Source organism: Psychrobacter sp. Cmf 22.2, assembly GCF_001921745.1.
GTDB lineage: Bacteria > Pseudomonadota > Gammaproteobacteria > Pseudomonadales > Moraxellaceae > Psychrobacter.
In genome coordinates, this window is record NZ_MRYA01000001.1 from 768,087 (window position 1) to 790,976 (window position 22,890).

Genomic DNA, 22,890 nt, shown 5'->3' on the forward strand with positions numbered 1-22,890 from the left:
CTCAACTCACGTCTTGATTGTAGCTGCCATCATCTAATACAGCAGTCACAGTCATTCATGCTACTTTATCCAATGCATATCGCTGTTATCGATTAATACATAGGATTATGATCAGATTTACCCTTAAAGGTATAATACGCAAAAGCCGTATAACTTAAGATAATCGGCAGCATAATGATTGCACCAATCAGCATAAAGGAGAGCGAGGTATCAGCGGCTGCTGCTTCATAAATCGTCATCTGATACGGTACTATATAAGGGAATATGGCAAAACAAACACCAATATAACCCATCAAAAACAGAGCAACCGTTAACAAAAATGGACGATATTCGCGCTCAGTGTTTAAGTCTTTACGCATTAAGAAAAATAGCACTAATACAATAATTGGCATTGGCGCAAGATAGAGCAACCCTGGAAAGCTAAACCAGCCTTCAAGTGCATCAATATCTGAGAAAAACATAGAGATTGTAACGACTATCATCGCACCCACTAATGCCTTCAACATCCAGTTAGAGACTTTGCGAGCCCATACTTGTAGCTTATGTTCAGTTTTGATAATAAGCCAAGTAGAACCAAGTAGTGCATAACCAATGATAAGTGCAAATCCACACATGATTGGGAATGGTGAGAACCAGTCAAAAGGACCGCCAGTGTACAAACGGTTGCTTGCTTCTAATCCTTGCACCAATGCACCAAGCATGATTCCTTGAGAGAAAGTAGCAATCACAGAACCTACAAAAAAGAAGGTATCCCAGACGTGTCGGCGTGAGGAGGCTTTAAAGCGAAACTCAAACGCAACTCCGCGCATAATGAGACCAAACAGCATAGCGGTAACGGGCAAGTAGAGACCAGTCATTATGATACCGTAAGCGACTGGGAAAGCGGCAAATAAGCCTCCACCGCCCAATACCAACCAAGTCTCATTACCATCCCAAAATGGGGCAATAGAGTTCATCATTCGGCTACGGTTTTTGTCTGAGCCTGCAAATGGGAATAAAATCCCGCAACCTAAGTCAAAACCATCAAGTAGCACGTAGATAAAGACAGAGAGCGCGATTAGTCCGCCCCAAATCAAAGGTAAGTCTAATACATCACCGTAGTTAAACATTAGCGTAACCCTCCATCATCGATATCATCCGCTGGCGTATCAAGATCTTCTGCGTCATCTTTCTTAGTGTGTTTAGAGGGATTGTTATCACCACTCAATGTACGACCTTGTCCTTCAGTGATAGAATGCTCATAAATATTGTCATCTGCAGGGTCTTCATAAGGTTTTGGTCCTTGAGCAATCAGACGTAAGATATAGAAACTGCCCGCACCAAAGACAAAGATATACAGTACGATAAAGCCAATCAACGTTGTTGCCACTTGTTGGGCGGCGACTGGTGACATACTTTCAGCCGTGCGTATGACCTCGTATACTGTCCATGGTTGACGCCCTGTTTCAGTGACGAACCAGCCGGCAAGTAAGGCGACAAAACCAAGAGGTGTCATCATCATCCATGCTCGATGAAACCATTTACTTTCAGGATTGTACTGCTGTTTTTTAAAGTATTTATAAAGACTAAATAATCCGACTAGGACCATCAGCGTACCTATACCCACCATGACGCGAAATGACCAAAACACAATAGGGACATAAGGCTGATCTTCTGGCGCCCAATTCTTAAGCCCTTTAACTTCACCATCCAACGAGTGCGTCAAAATTAGACCAGATAAATAGGGGATTTTAACTTCATAATGGTTTTTTTGTGCTTCTTGATCTGGAATGCCAAATAGGACTAATGGCGCTCCGCGTTCATCTTCCCAAAGACCTTCCATCGCTGCAACTTTAGCAGGTTGATGCTCAAGCGTATTTAAACCATGCATATCGCCAATCAATACCTGCGCTGGTGCAACAAAAATAGCCATTACCATTGCCATACCTAGCATGACGCGGCCGTGTTTGCGATGTTCAGTATGCTTTTTAGATTGAATGTAGTAGGCACCGATACCACCAATCACAAAAGCAGTGGTCAAGAAAGCTGCCGTCATCATATGTGCGTAGCGGAACGGGAATGATGGGTTAAAGATAATCTCAAGCCAGTTGGTCGGATAGAGCAAACCATCAGCACCAACCATAAAGCCCTGCGGCGTTTGCATAAAGCTGTTGGCAGCCAAAATCCAGAACCCTGAAATGAGCGTACCAATGGCCACAATCGCCGTTGAGGCAAAGTGCATGCGCTTGCTAACACGTCCCCAACCAAACAGCATAATACCCAAAAAAGAAGCTTCTAAGAAAAAAGCGGTCAGCACTTCGTATGCCAGTAGAGGCCCTAAGACGTTACCGGCTTTATCTGAGAATACTGCCCAGTTGGTGCCGAATTGGTAGGACATGACCACGCCTGATACTACGCCCATACCAAAAACAACGGCAAATATTTTTACCCAGTGCTTGTAAACTTCTGCATAAATAGGCTCGCCCGTCTTTAGCCACCGAAATTCAAGCACAGTCAAAAAGCTGGCAAGTCCGATAGAGAATGCGGGAAAAACAATATGAAAAGAGATAACAAAAGCAAACTGGATACGCGCTAGCATAAGCGCATCCATCTGATCGATCATAAACGTAGCGAACATAAACGGTTACCTTTACCTGTTAGCTGACTAGCGATGGCTTCCATGATACGCTCAAGTAACTGTCCGTAATCAATAATACAAACGTTACGGGCAATAGCCAATTGTTATTTAGCTACAAACGACATTCAGCTAAAAGCGTTTTATATAAAGATATTTTATACAAATACTACTTAGCTGTAGCAGATAACCTATATCCTTATAAATTAAAGTCATTTGTCTATAAATTACGTAAATTAATATCTATTAACGTGCATATATTATGCGCCACCCTAAGTACACACGCAAGCTGTGCATGGTAAGTGTTGTTAACCCAACGACTACTAGTCCGTCATTAATAATTACCTATAATAAAGATATACTTAATAGTTGCTCATAACATATATTATTGTCTTAACTGCTTATGTAAGATGCGTCTCAACGTCAAAATAGTCTGCGGATTGGCTTGAATACTATGGCCACCGCTGATGACAGTTTCAGTAGATGCGCCTTCAAGATGAGCACTTGTGTAAGGAACGATGCCATCAGATAAACGTTCTGTGAGTGCTTGACTGATATCATTGTCCACAACGACAGCTGCGACCAATGGTTTACTGGATATGTCCGATGTGTCGCTCGTATCGGGTGATACTGCTGTAGATAAATCTATCTTGGCACCGTTTGGCTGCATCTGCGCCAAGCCTTGAGTAATATCGGCATCGTTGTTGGCGATAATTGAATGATACGTAACACCGTCATCGATAGAGATATCTTTAGTCAATTGAATAAAAGAGGACTTGTTACTTAATTGACTGGCGCCATTTTGTAAATATAGGGCACCTAAAGGGTTCTGTGCCAAATCACCTTTGATGGTAATGGCGGCTAAGTTATCTGTGATGGTTTTTACCAAGCCTACTGGCAAGTAAACAATACGGCGCAGGGCACGAGTAAACCAGCGATCTGCATAATCAGTCCCTCTAAATGGCGCTGACAAAAAGACAGCCGTATCGACTTGTGGTAACGCTTTTAGCTCAAATCGATCTTTTAGTTGCTGTCCGCCAAAAGATTGATTAAGTGCATTACGAATTTTATGCTTTTCACTCATAGAAAGCATGTCTTGGTCATCAAGCCTATCTAAATCATCCATTAAATTGTCGTTAGATAGCATCATACGAGAAATAACAGCGCCCATACTGTGACTAACAATCACGCTATTTTTGCTAGCGCGGTTTTGTCCGCTAGGGTCTGTTTGTTGATAAGTGGTTTTGAGTAGTTTTTGAATCTGATAGCGATTTTCTAAAATAGGCAGATTGGTTGGATAAAAAATTTGCCATACTTGATAGTTATCACGTAGCTTGTCGTCGTTGAATATATCATTGGTTAAGTTGACCCAAGTAGCGGGACTAGAAGCCAGACCATGTATCATGACAATCACACGCTTATCTGGGTCGTAAGGCTCAAGCATAAATAGCTTAGGTAGTGTGGTTTCTTGTCGCCGCGTCAGTAAGTTTAGATAACCGACCCCATCAAGCTGGTTTTCTGCCAACCATAGTCCATAACCTGCTGAGAAGTTGGCAGCAAGTGGATAGTCATTGCCAAGAATATGGACGTTACTACTACGATAGGGGTTGTATAAGTGAATATCGAGCTGATTGCTACTAAGCACATCAAGGATGCTGTCACCAGCTGGTTTTATGAGACCTGTCAAGAGGAGGTGGCCAGTAGGATAGATACGTGAACTTACATCGCTATCATTCATACTGCCGTTGCTTGCCATAGTAGACAGCTTACCCGATAACGATGAAGCCAGCAGTTGGCGAATAGTAGTCGTATAACGATCGTTTAATGAGGCAACCAAGCTTACGCCAAGACCTGGACGCTTACTAACAGAATTTAGCCCCGATAGACGTAGCTCATAGGCTGAGGTTAAGTCTGTAAGAGCAGAGCCTTGCTCATGTGCGTTTTGTAAGTAGTTGTTTTCGTTAGGCAAATAAACATTAAGATCATAGTTGTCGACTTCAATATTCATGACGTTAATCTGATCAGTAGGTTTACCATTTAATGGTGCTTGGTTGGCAATTGCTGCTTCATTGCTATTGTTAATCTTTGCATCGGTTGGTAAGCGCTTTATTTTGGTATGGTTCATCAAATTATTTGCACTATCTTTTGACTGGTAGAGCTGTTTGATGACGCTGTTAGTGGCAGCATTATAGACGTCTTGAGCTTGTATATCGATTTCTGTTGGAATACGATTTGATGGGTGTGTGACAGTCTTGTCCGTATTGGTCTCCTCAAAATCATGAAGCAGACTGTCATAAAATAGATAGCTGTAACTGAGCTTAATCGCATCGAAAAGTCGTGCTTGATAGCTGCTGGTACAGTTAGTAGCATTTTGCTGTTGAATCTTAGCTTGCTCAGCTGTCAAAGGAGCATTGGCATAGTAAGGATCAAGGGGCGGCCGGGTTAAAGACTGTCGACAATCGTTTGAATTAACAAGTTGACGCGCTTTTGCATAGTGAAGCTCAGCATAGACAGCAAGCGCGGCTCTATAGTGTTCGTCAAGCATGCTATCTGATAATTGCGCTAAACACTGATCAAAGTACTGTAGACAAGCTTGCTCATTGAGACCAGCGGACAATAATGTTGAAGACGTAGCGGTACTCAGCTTATTTTCAGTAACGATACTACCACGCTGATCTTTAATGGTTTTTGATGGTGTTTGAGTGTTGACTGAGACTGTACTACAGGCGGGCAGTAGTATCATAGTCGCTGCCAGTGCTACTGGTGCTGTGATAGCCATTGACTTTTTCTTAATATATGCTGCTGTGATCGTAGTAAGAGTGGCAAATGACATAGCAGACCTTAGTAAATAAGTTTTATAAATATAGATTTTCCATAATTGCTTACATTACGAACACCCATATACTAATGAGTCTAGCGTAACTTGCGCGTTTACACTATATGGATTAACGCTTAATATTTAAAACTTAATAACTGAACAGTGGGTCCTAAAAAAGTAATGCTAAATACAGACGGTTTTATATAATAGATATGCCAGCTCATAAAAAAGCACGTTCGTTTTGTTATTGACATAACATCAATATAAAACGAACGTGCTTTGGTTAAGGCGAGTTTGTAGGTAACGCTTTAATTAACCATATAAATGAGCGGTATCCCATTCACTTATAGCAATAAACCTAGGTAATCGGGGTATTTGGTTTAACATCAATGTCAGGTGCAGGCAAATCCCAAATGTAGTACTTGCCATCTTCAATCAGTTTAATCTGTTGACGAATGATTGAGTTGTCCGGCACTTGTTGTTCAAGACGACGTAGGCGCTCTAAGGCTTCATTACGGCGATCACTCAATAAATCAGACTGCGCTAAGCTTTGCTCAGCTTCGGTATAACCAAGCTCGACCGCTTTGTCCAGATACTTTTTACCTTCTTTAAACCCGCCACCTTCTGATAGCATCATGCCATATAAAAAGTTGGCTTCTCCGCTATCTGGCTTGGCTTTAATAGCGCGATCTACATATTGACCAGCGCGAACTGCATAATCTGAGCCTAAATCTAAGTTACGACCCATACCGTTAAGTTTGGCGGCGCGCAATAAGACATCATAAGAAGCGTCAGGCTCGCTGGCATAAGGTTCGATCCATTCAGTCAATACTTTGATTTTTTCACGAGTGTAGTGACGTTGTGAGCGGTTGGGGAAGTTTGGAGGATAGTGGCGTGCGTTGGGCGAGACGTCTTCAATAAAGTCATCAAGTAAGCTGACATCCAGCTTGTCTGTACCAAGGCCAGTTTTTTGAGGGATCAACAGCGTAGGGACAAAGCTAATATCTGAGATACGGACTTGCGGCGTTGGTATGCCGTTTAGCTGACCACGACTGATATCGATACCAGTGCTAGTAATAGGGCCGCGTTGATAAACCTGTGTCGTACCAGTAGGCTTTGGTGCTACAGGGACCGCAGGAGTATATGGTGTTGGTTGAGTCGGTGCAGTTGCATTGTTTTGCTGCGCTGCTTTTGGCTGCACGCTATTTGATTGAGGACTGCTAATAGTTGCATTGGGATTGGCACGGCGAATAATGCGTTTACTTGAGTCAATAGCACTAGGCGCGGTAGCTGCAGGTGCAGTCGCTACATCAGGAGTTGCCGCTAGCGCAGGCGCTGAAAGCATTAAAGTACATGCCGCTGCTAAAGCAGTTAAAGTAGCTGATTTATTATGTTTGACGAGATTTATGGGTTGGCTCATGGCAATCGTTACCTTGGTTATTGATAAATTATCTTTGATAAGTGGCGTCTATGTATTGAATACATATAGTAAATACTAACTGGTTAGAAACTGTACAAATTTTTTATACCCTATCAAATTAGCATAAATCCTCTCAATAGTAGGATTGTTAAAAACCCTACAGGTTAGCTTCAATTGTCAAAGTCATTGCTTTGCTAGACTACAAATGATAGGCCAAGGCTTTCATGCGATTGGCCATCCAGCGCATGGTACGGCGAATAGGGGGCGATAATGTCGCACCGCCACTATTAATCGCCAGCTCTCGATGATGTAGCTCTTCGATGTCCATTTGTGCCAGTATGGCACGTGAACGCTTATCTTGTGTTGGTAGCTGTTCGATATGATCTTGTAAATGCTCACTAACTTGAGCCTCAGTTTCAGCAACGAAGCCTAAGCTAAACTCGTTTGAGATGGCACCAGCAACGGCGCCAAGACCAAAAGACATACCATACCACAATGGGGTAAAAATACTGGGATGACTGCCCAACTCTTGCAGACGAGTCTCACACCATACTAAGTGGTCCACTTCTTCTTCGGCTGATTGCTGCATGGCTTGCTTTACGCCATCGTCTTTTGCACTAAAAGCTTGCCCATGATAGAGACCTTGCGCACATACCTCGCCAGTATGGTTGATACGCATAAGACCCGCCACGTGCCGCGATTCTGTAATGCTTAGCTCAGGAATCGTATCATCATTGACTGGTAGTGGGCGAGTACTGGGGTTGGAATGTGGAACGACTGCCCGTAGCGCTTTATCAACGCCAAGAAGCAAATTGTCTATCTTAGATAACGAACGCAGTGCCATAATTAGCTCCTGATATAGCTTTGTGTCGGTGTTGGCTTATTTAAATTGCAAAAATAATCTTTTATCACTATAGCAAACAATTTTAATTATCGGCATCGAAATTCGTGCTATAACACGATTATAACTCAACGAATCCTTTGTGTATTATTGACGAAAACTGCCATGCTACATTAGCCTTCACTGCTAAGTGGTTCATCACAAGTTTGCATAACGGCTTGCCCAACATGTTTATTAAGCTTGGTATATAAAAACACGCCAAAGATGATATTGAGTACGCCTGTGACCAAAAACAACTGTGGCAGTGATAGGTTTAGCGTGTTTAATACCACTATGGCAAATATAGCCGAAGTGACCATAAATATAGCATTAAAGATATTATTGGCACCTACGATACGTGCACGATGGCTTTTTGGAGCATAAGCTTGCATAGAAGCGTATAAGGGCACAATATACAGTCCACCACTAAACCCTAAAAAGAATAAATCAGCAAATACACGTAAGCTGCCGCTCCTACCAAATACATCACTGATTCCCAAAAGAGTATTGGAAGTCAAGTCGATATCTAGCCCTGATAAAGAAAAATAAAGATCGACAGCAAAGATACTCAATCCTGCGATGCCAAAAGGCAATAGACGCAAGCTCACTTGATTCTTAGTCAAACTTTTACATAGTAAAGAACCAATAGACACGCCAACAGAGAAGAGAGTCAATAGAAAAATAACGACAGATTCATCACCCTGTAAGATGACTTTGCTAAATTCAGGCGTCTGAGTCAAAAACGTTGCCCCATAAAACCAAAACCAGCTATTGCCCAAAATCACAAAGAACAAAAAAGGCAAAGAATACAAATAACGTACCGTGGCTATGCTAGTAGTAAGAATATTCCAATTAATAGTCAGATTGGGCTGCATCGCTGGCGTCATAGGAATAAAGCGCGCTGCCATGTAGCCTAATAATGCTACGACTACAACCGTTGCGCTGATCCAATATAGTGACTGCGGCAGCTGCGTTAATACCCCAGCAACTATCATACCGAGTAAGATAGCAAGAGAAGTACCCATCTGAAACAAGCCATTGGCCCCGACAAGCTCGTCTTTTTGCATTGCTTGCGGCAGATAGGCATATTTGATCGGACCAAAAAAGGTAGAATGCGTACCCATCAAAAACAGCGCCACAAATAACAGTGCGTACCATTCAAACACAAAGCCGATGGCCGCCACTGTCATGATGACCAGCTCAAGCAGCTTAACAAAGCGAGTGAGTTTAGACTTTTCAAACTTGTCTGCAATTTGACCTGCTAGAGCAGAAAATAAAAAGTAAGGCAAAATAAATAGCATGGCGGCTAAGTTATTTAAGATACTTACTTCTACACCGATTTGGCTGGCGGCAGTATAGGTCAACACTAAAATCAGTGCTTGCTTAAAAATGTTGTCATTAAAAGCACCCAAAAACTGGGTAAAAAACATAGCGTTGAAGCGACGACGCTTAAACAACTGAAACTGATTTGCCATGTGGGCTCCTACAAGTGGCTAGCGTCTGGGGCATAAAGTGGACTAAACATAGGCAGCATAAGGTGCTTGTATGCTATATAATTATGATTATTATCAAAAACTTATCAAAATATAAGATAGGTTTTATTATTTTTAGACCGTATAATAGCAAGGCTTTGCTATAAATACATGTGCTAGATGCTATGATTTGATAATTAACTAAGCTATGATTTGTAAGTTTGACATGGTTTTGTCAAAGTTGATTACAAACGTTATTAATCAATATTAAATATGATAAGTACATTCTCCGGTTAATGCAGGCGGTAGCCATCGTCAGTATCAGTATGCCGCGTGAAGTGATAGGAAATAAGTATGATAAGACATCAGCCTTCAACGCAGTCGCGAAGCTTGTCAAGTTTGCCGCGTAGCTATTTCAACCGCTCAACGCTTTTTACCGCGTTAGCAAGTGCGTTAGTCGGGTTTGGTGTGGCATCTCCTGCATTTGGTGCAGATGACGTCAATAGCAGTAGCGAAGCATCAGCCAAGCTTTCAAGCTTGTCTAAATACAATGCCCTAATGACTGATCAACAGACTGAGCTTGATGCAGCTTTAGATGCATTACGCCTAAAAAAGGCAGTAGAGCAAGGTGTCATCGATGAGTCAGTACTAGAAGATTATAGCGAGCAAACACTAAAAGGCGAATCAAAAAACTCTTTATCGACCAAACCTATCAATAGTAAAACGACCGACTCGGACAATATCAAAAAACGCTCATCTAACACAGGTGATGATGATTTATTAAAGCAGGCAGCCACAGTACAGCAGCAAGGCTATCAGATGATGACGCCTGAGCAGATTGAGCAAGAGCTGGCTGCAGTAGAGGCACAAAACAATCAAGAAAATGTGCCAAATGAGAACAATAACGACAGTAATGACAGTGACGACGATTTTGATAACCCGGTAGCGACGTTAGATAGCCGTGATACACCTATCGGCTTAGATCCAAGTCTAGATGCAGCAAGCTTACCAGCACCGACCAATCTCGATACCCTTGGACGTCTGGAAAGTAGTGATGAGAATGCTAAAACTGATGAGGTTATGTCACGTCCGATTGAGGTCAGTGATGCGGTTAGTAGCGATGGTGTAGATAGTAGCCAACAGAGCTCGACACAGACGCTTGCGCAGCAAGAACGCGATCCAGTAACAGGTGCTGAAGATACTGTCATTGATACTAAGGTTGATGCAAGTACGGGTAAGGTGCCTGTGGTAGATGAGACGACAGAACAGACAGAATCTTTAAATCCAGATGATTATTTACCTGATTATCAAGCAACAACAGAAACCCAAGCAGTGACCGATAGTATCGTACAAGCATCCAAACCTAGCACACGTGCACGTAATAGTAGCAACGTCGTTAAACGCTTATACAATCGTTTGTTTAATGGTGGTGCAATGGCGCTGCCACACGTAGAGACGAGCGTTTACTTACAGCAGGCAGATAGCAGTAGCGTTGAAGATGCAGTTGATACGTCGCCAAAGCTCATCAAAGCTGATGAAGATAGCCAGCCGATTAACAACATCAAAGCCGCGCTTGATGATACGACTGTGCAATCTGTCGCTGACTTTACCGCAGCTCTACCACGTTTGCGCCAGACTGCCCTAGATGCTGCGCGTGCAGTGGGTTACTATGATGTTACCCTACGTTTGCGCCAACCAACTGTTGATACTATTGATGTCATTATTGAAAATCTTGGTGAGCCAGTACGTGTCGATAGTCGCGTTGTAGATATTCGCGGTGAAGGTATTGAACAGCCTGAGTTTCAAACCCTAGAAACAAAGATGCCACCGCAAGAGGGAGAGGTGTTTAATCACCGCGTCTATAAAAACAGTAAAGCGGCACTCGAAGCATTAAGTAATACATATGGTTATTTTGATCAATACTGGTTAAACAAATCAGTTGATATTATTTTGCCGGACAATACAGCTGATGTGTCATTGGTCTACAATACGGGCGATCGATATAAGTACGATGATGTGGTGTTTTTTACTTATGATGAGGAGACAGGAACACTTACGACAGATCCTGAAAAGTTGCCGGTAGAATCCTCATTATTAAAGCAGATGCTTGACTTTGAAGCAGGCGATCCGTTCTATCGTCCTGATATCACTAAACTTGGTAATGATCTATCAGCGACTCGTTATTTTAATACCGTCAATGTTGAGACAATATTGCCACCCGATGATATTAGCGAAAATAGCACCTTAGCTTTCGATAATACACCGATAGATACTGATAATGATGGCGTTATCGATGATGATATCGACAGTGGTGTTGATGATATTGATGCTTCTAATATCGTCAGTAGTAGCGATGATATGGATGATAGTCGTACAGACGCCAATGGTGCTGACGATAATATTGCTGATAGTATCGAGGCCAATAGCGGCGCTACTGTAGATGCAATGGATGTCGCTCCGATTGAGTTTGAAGTGGATCAAGAAACGCAAGATAAACTACTGGCTATCAAAAGCAAGGCAGATCGGTTAAGCGGGTTGCCAAATGATCGAGTGCTCGACGAAAAAAAACAAGAAGCCGATAATCTTTTAGGAAAGATCAGTGACTCCATTAGTAAAGTCGCCAAAAAAATATTCCCTGATGATGAAGTTGTATTGGACGAAGATTTTGTACCGCCAACTCTTGCTGGACGTAAAACACCAGCAGAGGTTCAAGAAAGCAAAAAAGTACCACTGTATGTTTTTGTCTACGCTGACAAGCCGCGTGATGCACAAGTCGGTATCGGTTATGGCACAGATACGGGTGTGCGAGCGACTGCTAAGATAGACTACAATTTAATCAACCGCAGAGGCTACCAAGCAGGCGCAGAAACTGAGATTTCTCGAATTAATAAAAATATTGCTGTCTATGCCAGTCGACCATGGAAGCATCCACTCAACGATAAACTAGAAGGACGTCTCTCTTATGAAGAGGAGGTGATTGATCAAGGTGAAGGTAACTTTGATCTGTCAACCAAAACGCTAAAGGCTGCATTGGCTCGTAATATTCGCCGTGAAAACGGTTGGAACCGTAGCTATTCTGTGCGTTATCGTCTAGATGAGCTAGAGACCGGTGTTGATGACACTGAATTGGATGATCTGCCCATTCGTTTTACATCTTCTAGACCCAAGCAAAAGGCACTATTATTTGGTTATGGGATCAATAAAACGGACGTTGACAGTGCGACTAATCCAACGCGCGGCATACGTCAGTACTACGGTATTGAGGCGGGCGCGGATAAAGCGCTTAGCGATACCGACTTGGCCATAGTTCGTGCAGGTGTCAGTGGTATCTATAGCTTTGGTGATGATAATAAGCATCAAGTGCTTGGGAGCGTAAATACAGGTTATATATGGGCAGATAACTTTTATGAAGTACCGTATAAATTGCGCTTTTTTGCTGGTGGTGACCAAAGTATTCGCGGCTATGATTATGAAAGCTTGTCTCCGTTAGAAAATGGCTATCTAACTGGCGGACAAGTATTAGCAGTCGGTAGTGCCGAGTATAATTACGAATTTATTCCAGGCTTTCGCGGCGCGGTATTTACCGATGTGGGTAATGCTTATGACAAAGATTTTGAGACTGAAACCAAAGTCGGCGTTGGGGTTGGTGTTCGCTGGGCATCACCTGTGGGTATTGTACGCGTAGATGTAGCCGCTGGCGTGACAGAAGATAGTGTTCCAGTTAGACTACACTTCTTTATTGGCTCGCCCCTCTAGTGAAAACTATAGACTTGACTATATGTAGACGATTACACTCACTAAAGTAGAAAAGTCTTTGAGCCATTTTTATCTATCCTACCGATTGCTGGTAAATAATCTTTTAACGTAGTTGAGTATCATGTTGAACAAAAAGACCCCGCCCAAACGTTCACCCGATGAAGATCCAGCTCAAAGAGATGCCCGTGCAGTAAAGCGCTGGTATCCATTGTCCTTTGTATTCAAATTATTGATATTGATAATTGTCGTTCTACTGCTTATGTTTGCAGTATTCTTTTACATGATGGGCACAGAGGCAGGGACAAGGTTTGTCTTAGAAAAGGTCAGTGCAGAAACAGGCATTAAGATTACATACGGCAAAGGCAATTTGCGGGATGGCATTTGGGTCACAGATATAGACATTAAGGCGACTGAAGATCTTGAGGTCGTGGTAGACAAAGCCTATGTTAAGGTGGGCTGGCGTGCTGTCTTTTCCAAAGAAGTACACCTTCGAGATGCTGATATCCAGCGCATAGAAATCATCAATAATAAACCACCAACTGGTGAGCCATTTGATTATAAGACGCTTAAATTACCAGTCAATCTACGCTTTGATCAAGCCAAAATAAAGAACATTGTTTATAAACAAGTCACCAAAGATCCTATCGTAGTCCATGATATTAGTGCTCGAGATTTAACATGGGTAGGGAGTGAAGTCACTGTTGGTCGCGGTGATTTGCGTTATGCAGATATTGTAAAAATCAATGCATTACAAGGCAACATAGATTTGCAAGGCGACTATCCATTGGACCTCAGTGCCATCGCTGAAGTCAGTGCTCTAGAAAAAGCTTATATTGACCCCTTAAATATTACAGCGACAGGTACCCTAAAACGCACTGTAGGTAAGGTGCGTAGTCGTTATAATGAAGGGGATGTTCAAGGTGAGTTTGTCGTACAAGGTCTCGATAACGATTCGCCATTTCAAGCCAAATTACAATGGGATGATATCCTCATTCCTTATGCCGACGCCCAAAATATTCATCTAAAAAGTGGTACCGCTACTGCAAATGGGGTCATCTCTGAGATACGTCTGCGTATTAATACTGAATTAACTGCCAAAGACATTCCTTCAGGACATTACCAAGGCCGCGCTATCATCGCTAACAGCCAAATGCGTGTTGATCGCCTAGACGCTAATGTTCCAGCTGGTCATCTAATACTGCAGGGTATTTTGGATTGGCAAGATAGTTTTGATGCAAAGGTACGAGCGACAGGCAGTAACTTTGATATTCGCCGTGCCATTCCTGATGAATATGCTGATTTTAAGGCGTATGCACCGCAAAATCTTAATGGTCGACTATCAATGCATTATCAACAACAAAATAGTGTTGGTAATACGCAGATTGATGCAGACTTGCGTCAGCGTGATGGTGAACACGTCAATGCTAATATAGTACGTGGTAAGACTTCATTAAAGTCTAAGCAAGTGGCCCCTTGGTATATCGATGCCAGCTGGCAAAATCTTATTCGAAGCGATATCCCTAATATCGGTAATATTAACAGTCCAAATGGCCACGCTAATGTCATTGTGCGCGGTGCACGTTTGTCTGTTGATGCCAATGCCCTTATTAACGAGTTAAACGCAGCCCCTAAAGGCAACTATGATGTGGCAGTCCGTAAGACTGGCAACGTCATTGATATCAATAGCCTTAATTATCAAGGCATTGTTGGTGATTTATCGGGTAATGGACAAATACAGCTAGCAACTAAGCGGCGCCCCTTGACGTGGCAGATCGATGCACGTACCAATGGCCTACTACCCAAACAATACCGTAGCGATTTGCCACTTGAGCGTTTGACAGGAAGCCTCAATGTAAATGGTCGTTTGCTAGATATCACCAAAAACGGTGTTAAAGGTCAGCGGCATATTATTGATCTAAATGATACGGACCTACAGGCTCAGCTTGATGCCACACAAGACGGTCGTGATATTGGTATAGCAGGTACGGGAGATGCGAGCATCGATATCGTTGGTGGTGAGCTGTCAGTTTTTGATGCACGTTTTGATGGTCAGCTTGATACCGCGGATGTACCTGATGGTCGACTATCGATTGATGCAGCTGGCACACCAAAGCTAATCAATGTACGTAAGTTGGATTATACTGGCGAAGCAGGTGCTGTTAATGTAAAAGGTGTGCTTGATCTACGCCAAGATATTGGCTGGACAGTAAACGGGCGCTTTAATAATTTTGATTTGGGTTATTTTTTACCGAACAACCCCGCCATTCTTACTGGTGATTTGAACACCAGTGGGCAGTGGCAATCTGCGTCCAAAAACCGTCCTGATGAACAGGGCAAGCTACAACGCTTTGCTGTAAATTTCGATGGTGTGTTAGATGCCAAACAGCTACCTGCCGGCAAACTGACCATTGATGCCAATGGAGACTCACAGCTCATTCGTATCAAGCGTTTTCGTCATGTAGGTACAGCGGGTAGTATTGACGCTCAAGGGTCGGTTGATGTGAGTAAAGGAGTTGCATGGGATATTAGTGCGGTAATGGATCGCTTTAATTTAGGTTACTTCTTAAAAGATACCCCAAGTACGATTACTGGCAGCATAAAAACAGATGGCAGCTGGCGTAAAGCGCAGCAAATTATCAATCTAAGACAAATTGACTTAAACGGTACTCTAAAAGGTCAGCCTTTAAGCGCCAAAGGTAGCTTAACAGCTAAGTTAAACTTGCCAGAAAATTTAGCCAACTATTTTGAGCGTCTAAAAGCACAAGACGTTGAGTCTCAATATCAGCAAATCAACGCTCTCATCGAAAATCTAAATGCAAACAACTTAGTACTACGATGGGGAGATAATTATCTAACGGCCAATGGCAATGCCAAGCAGCTACAAACGAAGATAAATATTACCAGTCTCGATCAACTATCCGACAAGCTTACGGGTAAAGTTACTGGCGGTGCGACCTTATCTCAGCCAGCAGGTCAGGCGTTGCCGACGATTTATATAGATTTGGTAGGTGAACGTATCGCATTGCCTGGATTTGTCTTACGTCAAGGCCGTGTACGCGGTAAGCTTGTAAATTTAGCCAATAGTCCTAGTCAACTAATTATCAGTGCAGAAGGCTTAGATGCAGCTGGACAAAGTTTTAAAAACGTCGATGCCTCATTTAATGGTACTGAGCAAAAGCATGTTGTCAACCTGAAGATGGCTAATGAAAAACTAAACATCTCAACGCGATTAAAAGGTGGTTTTGATCGTGATCAGTTGAGTTGGTCAGGGGTGATAGGTAAGGGACGTATTCAATCACAGTACGCAACCTTAAACCAGTTACAGCCTGCGCAGGTCATTGTCAACTTACCAAAGCCGCAGAATGGTGGTACAACTGATCTAAAAGTGCAGTTGGCAGCACATTGCTGGCAAGCAGAGGATCAGACTGGTAAGTTATGTTTGCGCGAAAACCTGATAGCTTCAGCCGCTGGTGGCAAAGTGAATCTGGCTTTACAAAAGCTTGATACATCATTATTTTCAGTATTTTTACCTGAAGATATCGATTGGCATGGTCAGATTAACGGTAAAGCCGTTGTGAGTTGGCAGCGTGGCAAAACGCCTACTATCAATACGACGCTATATTCTGACAATGGTAAAATAGGTCTCATTCAAGATGGTGATGTTGCACCTGTAACTTTGACTTACGAGCGTGTGTCACTCATCGCATTATCAGTGCCTGAAGGATTAAAGCTGCGCGCAGATATTAATACTGGCAATGGCGCTCGCGGTTACGCTGAAGTTATTGTAGATCCATACAAAACGCCCAAACCAATCTCAGGGGCACTGGTACTTAATGAGCTCAATCTTGCCGTTCTAAAGCCATTTTTCCCAGGGATGCGCGTACTTGAAGGTAATATTACCATGGCAGGTGGCATTGGTGGCACTCTAACCAAGCCGCAATTTTATGGCGATGTAAAGCTTGCAGATGGCCGTATAGCCATGCTTGATTTACCCGTTAACTTAACCAACGTTGATATAGATGCCAAAATTCGGGGTACTCAAGCGACTATCGATGGCAAGTTTAATAGTGGTACAGGCTCAGGTACATTGATTGGAACCGTTAATTGGCAGCAAAAACTACAAGCTAAACTGAGTATTGTAGGTGAAAGGTTGGTGTTAACGCAGCCACCGTTATTATTGGCGGAAGTCAATCCTGATATTGACATCATAATACGTCCAGGCGATCGCTACGTTAACATTGAAGGTGCAGTCAGTGTGCCCTCAGCGACCATTCGTCCTCCTGAGGCTAGTGAAGATATTATTACTCAAACCGAAGATGCTATCGTCATCGACCGTCGTTTAATCGGTAATATTGAAGATGTTTTGGCGGTGTCAAAACCATGGTCTATTAACGCTGATATCGGTATCGATTTGGGTGATGATGTCAACTTCCGTGGCTTTGGCGCTGTTATTCCTTTAGCCGGAGCTCTCAATATTAATCAGAGCGGTACTGGCATCATGCGTGCTAAAGGGGTGGTGCAGGTATCTCGCCGTACCAGTATTGATGCTTTCGGTCAGAATTTAGAGCTAAATTATGGACAGGTGCGTTTCAATGGCGATGTAATGAAGCCGAATCTTAGTATCGAAGCTGTCAAGATTATCGATGGTAAGACAGTTGGTCTACGGGTTAAAGGAGATACAGAAAATCCAAATATCATCGTCTTTAATAATGCTGGACTTACTCAGCAGCGGGCGATGAACGCCTTGGTAACGGGCCGTATTAACAACACAGGCGCGACGCAAATTAGTGAGCAAGGCTTTAAATCTCAGGTAACCAACAATTTAGCTGCGGCCGGATTGAGCTTTGGTTTGAGCGGTACACGTGGTTTAACCAATCAGATAGGTCAAGCCTTTGGTCTGCAAGGCCTCACTGTTGACGCCTCAGGTAGTAGCGAAGATACCAACGTCAATGTCACAGGTTACGTTACGCCTGACTTGTACATTCGCTACGGTGTAGGGGTATTTAATGCTCAAAATAGCTTGTCTATTCGTTATCAATTGACACGCCGTATTTATGTCGAGGCAACCTCTGCAGCCGAAAACGCCGTAGACGTCGTCTACAGCTGGCAATTTTAAAGAGCAGCGCTCTTTATACTATGTCGAAAAATGGCTGTGGTTGTAAGCTAAGATGCAGCTATAAATGACCAGCACTCACTGTTTTCCAATAAAAAGCGCCTTTTGATAGAGGCGTTTTTTATTGGAGCAGTTAAATTATTTGGTCAAAATTAAGCGATTATTACGAGTCAAGCGCAAGCGGTACTCTTCGCCTTCATGCTCAATACGAACCTCTTTGGTTAGAGCAAACAAGTGCTGCGATTGCAAGGTAGGCAAACGATTTTCACGGCAGTTTAAATAGCGAGAGATGACCATACTCATAGCGAATTCCTTTCAATTAAATGATGGGGTAAATACTAATAACTTCCAACGATAATAATTATCATTTACATTAAGAAAATTTGCAAGGCCATTGATAAAATAAAATGCAGTTATTATGTAAACTTATCTAAATTAACCATTTCCCAGATAATGATTAGAGATGTTTCGAGCGAAATTTTAAATAAACTCAGCTGCCTTTTAGATAAGCAGCTTTTTATAGCAATTTTGCAAAACGCTACGATAGAGCTGTTACGAAAATAACGACATAAGAGAATTGATAGAGGATAGGGTTATGCTAAACCAGTCGACAAAACAACCGATCAATAATACGAGCGTCACTGTTAATGTCGCCGTTGCTGTTATTCACTATAAAGATAAATATTTGCTTGGATTTCGAGACCAGTCTCAACATCAAGGCAATCGCTATGAGTTTATAGGTGGCAAAATAGATGCCCACGAAACGGCGAGTCAAGCACTAGTACGAGAAGTCGCTGAAGAGTCGGGTATTGTCATTCATAATAATACGATTGTTAAACTTGGGCGATTGCACCATGATTACGGTGATAAAAAAGTAAGTTTACAAGTCTATCGTATTGAGCTGACCGCTCAGCAGTATGATAAGTATAGGCATCATGGTTATGGTTTGGAGGGACAAGCTCTGACTTGGGTCAATAAGTCTGAGCTGTTAGCAGGGGACTACAACTTGCCAGCTGCCAACAAAACGATTCTTGAATGGCTACGCTTACCTCCAAAGATAGCGATTACTTATCCCTTGTCATACTTTCATGCATACCTTGATACCGCAACGGCATGGTTACAATACCATCAAGATCACATAGAGCCAGATGCTTGGGTCTATATTCGAGTCAAGGACACACGCTTCGAGAATATTGCAGAGCAATTGATGAGCCAGCGACCAGATATTCAGGTCATTGTGCCTAATGACGTTAGCGATCATTATTTGACGACCAATCATCAAATCTTGGCGCATCATCTAACACAAACATCATTACTACAATGGTCTCACGAAGTCAAAGATACTTTCGCCTCTGATCAATTGCAAGCTTTGCTTCATCCATTAATAGTAAGTTGTCACGATGCAGACAGCATTTGTGCAGCCAATAAACTTGCTAATAGTCGTTTAGAGCGACAGGAACCACCAGTAATTGGTGTTTTTTTATCCCCTGTATTGGCGACTCAAACGCATCCTGATGCTAAGCCTTTAGGCTGGGAAGCATGGTCAGATCTAGCAGCACTTGCAGACATGCCTGTCATTGGTTTAGGTGGATTATCGCCAGAGTTATTTGCACAAGCAACGCAGTATGGGGCCACGAGTATAGCTGGTATTCGACAGTTTCTTTAAAAGTATGAGCGAGGAATAGCATCAATTCATTTATCGCCACTCCGTTTTCATATTTTATTAAACATTTTACATACCAGTTACTATGTATTTAGTATTACTAACAAAGACAATGTTATTTACAAACGGTTGCTTTTCCCTACATTGCTACACTGTTTTAATTTCTGGTACATCCTTAATATTACAGTTGAAAATTATGATAGATGAAAGTATAGGCAAACGTATTACTATAATTATTATTCTATATCAGCGATATATTTATATTATCTAATACATAGAATTATTAACTCAAAAAATAATGGTATTTTTATGAAAACCAATAAGTTACTGATGTCAGAAGATTCTGATATACAGGCAGCCGGTTCTCAGTCTGGGCAAAATCATCAAGCGTTTGATGGGCGTTTAAGGGATGATGATACAAGAGTAGCGAGTAACAGTAGCAATGCTAGTAATGATGCTAACTATAATAGGGCCATACACTTGCTCTCAAATGGCGAAAGATCAATAAATGACGATCTTACTTCTACATGTCTGAATGATGAAGTACCGGAGCGTGTATTTATGAACAGTCTTATCAAGCATACTGGAATAGCGTTAGCGATTATTGTGCCGTTGGCTGCATTTTCTGCTTATGCTGCAACGCCGTCAGAAGTACCTACAAGTACCGTAGGCTCTGATAAAGTAGACGCAAATACGGCGAATGCGATTATAGATATCAAACCTTCTTCCATTATTCACAAACCAGCTACCGAACCAACCACAGTAGATAGTCTTGATTTAAAGAAATATAGTGGAAAATGGTACGAAATAGGTCGTTTACCGATGTATTTTCAGCGTAACTGTGCCAGTGATGTAACTGCTACTTATACTCCTAATGTAACAGACCCTAGTATTACGGTATTAAACCAATGTGCTGACGAAGAAGGTGAACCGATTACGGCTGAAGGACTTGCAAAGCCTATAGACGATACAGGTAGTAAGCTTAATGTTACCTTTTTACCATCATGGATTCGCTGGTTACCTGTTGGTCGCGCCGATTACTGGGTGTTGGCACATGATCCAAGTTATCAAACAGCGTTGGTTGGTACACCAGATAAAGAATATTTGTGGCTTCTCGCTCGTTCGCCAAATATCTCACAAGAAAGTTATGCAAATTATCGTCAAATTGCTCAGCAACAAGGTTATGATTTAAAAGCCTTTAAACTGACGGATCATCACAATCAAACAGTAAACCTAGTCCCTTAATGTTAGATAAAAATTGATTCCATGATTTGCAGTTTACTCGTAGCGAACTTGATAGTTGATATGGACTTAGTTTATTAGATAAATAAAAAGGCAACCTAATCAGTTGTCTTTTTGCCATCTATAACCATAGATTCTGTCAAAAACAATACATGATTGATATCAAACGTTAGTAATAACGGTTATCACTAGCAAAATCAGGCATTTTGAGCTAAAATATACCCCAATTAAAACCTATGACAAATACCGTCATACAGCTTACAAACCTACTATAGAACACAATCTTTAATAGTTGAATATCAATCTTCAACGTAGCGTTTCATTCAGTTTACAAGTTTTTATTACTTATATAGTCTTCTATATCTTACAAACACATTTTACTGACCATAAGGATGTTCCTCGTGAGCCAAGCTAATACCTTACGCCAATTACATCAAGATCGTCTAAATAGTTATAACGATCAAGAACAACAAGCTATTGAGTTAATTGGACTGTTAAACAAACTCTATAACGAAAAAGACGTGCAAGTTACTTTGTTCGGCGAGACACTTGATACAACTTCAGTTGGTCAAGTGCTAGCGCTGCATCAAAAAGCAGCTACTCGTGAGCAGAATGGTAAACCTATTGCTATTGCTGATACTCTAGAGATGGTTAAAGAATTGGCTTCTAGTAGTGAGGTTCAATCAGCACGTGTTGATGTCGGTCAACTGATCGCCAATGACACTGATTTGCAAGCGGCTTTACAAGAAGCTGGTGATGATAAATCTGCACAAAACGGTACTACGGACGTTGTGTTGTACGGCTTTGGACGTATTGGGCGAATTTTGACGCGTTTATTACTGTCGCAAGCATCTAGCAAAAAGGGTTTACAACTAAAAGCGATCGTAGTACGTCCAGCTGCTGCAGGCGATCTTGCCAAGCGTGCGTCGTTACTTGAGCGTGATTCAATTCATGGTAGCTTTACGGGCGGCGTAAGCGTTGATGACGATAACAATGGTATGGTTATCAATGGGCGTTTTGTACAAGTGATTTATGCCAATGACCCAAGTGAGATTGATTACACAGCCTACGGTATCGATAATGCGTTAGTGATTGATAATACAGGTATCTGGAAGGATGAGTCGGGCTTAGGTAAGCATTTACAGTCGCAAGGCGTAAATAAGGTGTTATTGACTGCGCCTGCGGGCGGAGATATCAAAAACGTCGTTTATGGTGTCAATAACGACACTGTTGGTGAGGACACTATCGTTAGTGCTGCAAGTTGTACAACCAATGCTATTACGCCAACGTTAAAAGTATTAAACGATGAATATGGTATTGAAAACGGTCATGTTGAAACGATTCATTCTTTTACTAACGATCAAAATTTAATTGATAACTATCATAAGTCTGATCGTCGTGGTCGTAGTGCAGTACTAAACATGGTGATTACTAGCACAGGCGCTGCTAAAGCGGTTGGCAAAGCACTACCAGAGCTGAGTGGTAAACTGACAGGTAATGCTATCCGTGTACCTACCCCTAATGTCAGTTTGGCGATTTTGAACTTAAATTTAAAACAAGCGCCACAAGGTGCAGATGCATTAAATGATTTCTTGCGTAAGATGGCTAACAGCAATACTTGGCAATCGCAAATCTCTTATACCGATTCGACAGAAGCTGTATCAACTGATTTTGTTGGTACTAAGCATGTCGGTATCGTTGATGCGCAAGCGACTATTGTCACCGACAATCATGCAACGGTCTACATTTGGTACGACAATGAAGTAGGTTATAGCACGCAAGTATTACGTTTGGCGACGCAGATGGGCGGTATTAGCTATACTCAAATTCCTGCATAAGACCTATATGAAGATGTGCTTTCATTAAGCTAATTTGTTTGATACAGCTTATGAGTACATTTTAAGCGGTTTAG

The 22,890-nt window shown here is 42.1% G+C and carries 12 protein-coding genes; 5 read left to right on the plus strand and 7 right to left on the minus strand.

Annotation, left to right across the window (positions count from 1 at the left end; all coding sequences use genetic code 11):
* Positions 1-92: 92 nt before the first annotated feature.
* The 6 genes from cydB to BTV98_RS03260 all read right to left on the minus strand — a co-directional run bounded on the left by cydB (position 93) and on the right by BTV98_RS03260 (position 9,207).
* Positions 93-1,109, minus strand: a complete 1,017-nt coding sequence (gene cydB / locus BTV98_RS03235; RefSeq protein WP_058369091.1) for a cytochrome d ubiquinol oxidase subunit II — start codon at positions 1,107-1,109, stop codon at positions 93-95.
* Positions 1,109-2,602, minus strand: coding sequence for a cytochrome ubiquinol oxidase subunit I (locus BTV98_RS03240; RefSeq protein ID WP_256713830.1), 1,494 nt, complete (start codon positions 2,600-2,602; stop codon positions 1,109-1,111). The genes cydB and BTV98_RS03240 overlap by 1 nt, the downstream gene beginning before the upstream one ends.
* A 397-nt stretch (positions 2,603-2,999) precedes the next feature.
* Positions 3,000-5,447 (minus strand): triacylglycerol lipase, encoded by a 2,448-nt coding sequence (locus BTV98_RS03245; protein ID WP_058369089.1) that lies wholly within the window; start codon positions 5,445-5,447, stop codon positions 3,000-3,002.
* Between the two features lie 343 nt (positions 5,448-5,790).
* The gene (locus BTV98_RS03250; RefSeq protein ID WP_075102880.1) at positions 5,791-6,852 is read right to left on the minus strand and encodes a lipopolysaccharide assembly protein LapB; all 1,062 of its coding nucleotides are present in this window, start codon (positions 6,850-6,852) and stop codon (positions 5,791-5,793) included.
* Between the two features lie 199 nt (positions 6,853-7,051).
* A complete protein-coding gene (gene coq7, locus BTV98_RS03255) occupies positions 7,052-7,696 on the minus strand; it encodes a 2-polyprenyl-3-methyl-6-methoxy-1,4-benzoquinone monooxygenase (RefSeq protein WP_058369087.1) in 645 nt (214 codons plus the stop codon).
* Between the two features lie 170 nt (positions 7,697-7,866).
* Complete coding sequence (locus BTV98_RS03260) at positions 7,867-9,207, minus strand: MFS transporter (protein WP_075102881.1); 1,341 nt, start codon at positions 9,205-9,207, stop codon at positions 7,867-7,869.
* Positions 9,208-9,558: 351 nt separating this feature from the next.
* Between BTV98_RS03260 and BTV98_RS03265 the strand changes: the two genes are divergently transcribed.
* A complete protein-coding gene (locus tag BTV98_RS03265; RefSeq protein ID WP_058369085.1) occupies positions 9,559-12,960 on the plus strand; it encodes an autotransporter assembly complex family protein in 3,402 nt (1,133 codons plus the stop codon).
* Between the two features lie 121 nt (positions 12,961-13,081).
* Entirely contained in the window at positions 13,082-18,076 is a 4,995-nt protein-coding gene (locus BTV98_RS03270) for a translocation/assembly module TamB domain-containing protein (RefSeq protein ID WP_075102882.1), read from the plus strand.
* 135 nt (positions 18,077-18,211) lie between these two features.
* Here the strand turns inward: BTV98_RS03270 and hemP are convergent, their stop codons facing one another.
* The gene (gene hemP / locus BTV98_RS03275) at positions 18,212-18,376 is read right to left on the minus strand and encodes a hemin uptake protein HemP (RefSeq protein WP_010200173.1); all 165 of its coding nucleotides are present in this window, start codon (positions 18,374-18,376) and stop codon (positions 18,212-18,214) included.
* Between the two features lie 292 nt (positions 18,377-18,668).
* Between hemP and BTV98_RS03280 the strand changes: the two genes are divergently transcribed.
* From BTV98_RS03280 to BTV98_RS03290, 3 genes are all read left to right on the plus strand, one after another.
* Positions 18,669-19,739, plus strand: coding sequence for an NUDIX domain-containing protein (locus BTV98_RS03280; protein ID WP_058369084.1), 1,071 nt, complete (start codon positions 18,669-18,671; stop codon positions 19,737-19,739).
* A 306-nt stretch (positions 19,740-20,045) separates the two neighbouring features.
* Entirely contained in the window at positions 20,046-20,981 is a 936-nt protein-coding gene (locus tag BTV98_RS13470; protein ID WP_082638034.1) for a lipocalin family protein, read from the plus strand.
* 389 nt (positions 20,982-21,370) lie between these two features.
* Positions 21,371-22,816, plus strand: a complete 1,446-nt coding sequence (locus BTV98_RS03290; RefSeq protein ID WP_058368119.1) for a glyceraldehyde-3-phosphate dehydrogenase — start codon at positions 21,371-21,373, stop codon at positions 22,814-22,816.
* The last annotated feature ends 74 nt before the right edge of the window (positions 22,817-22,890 follow it).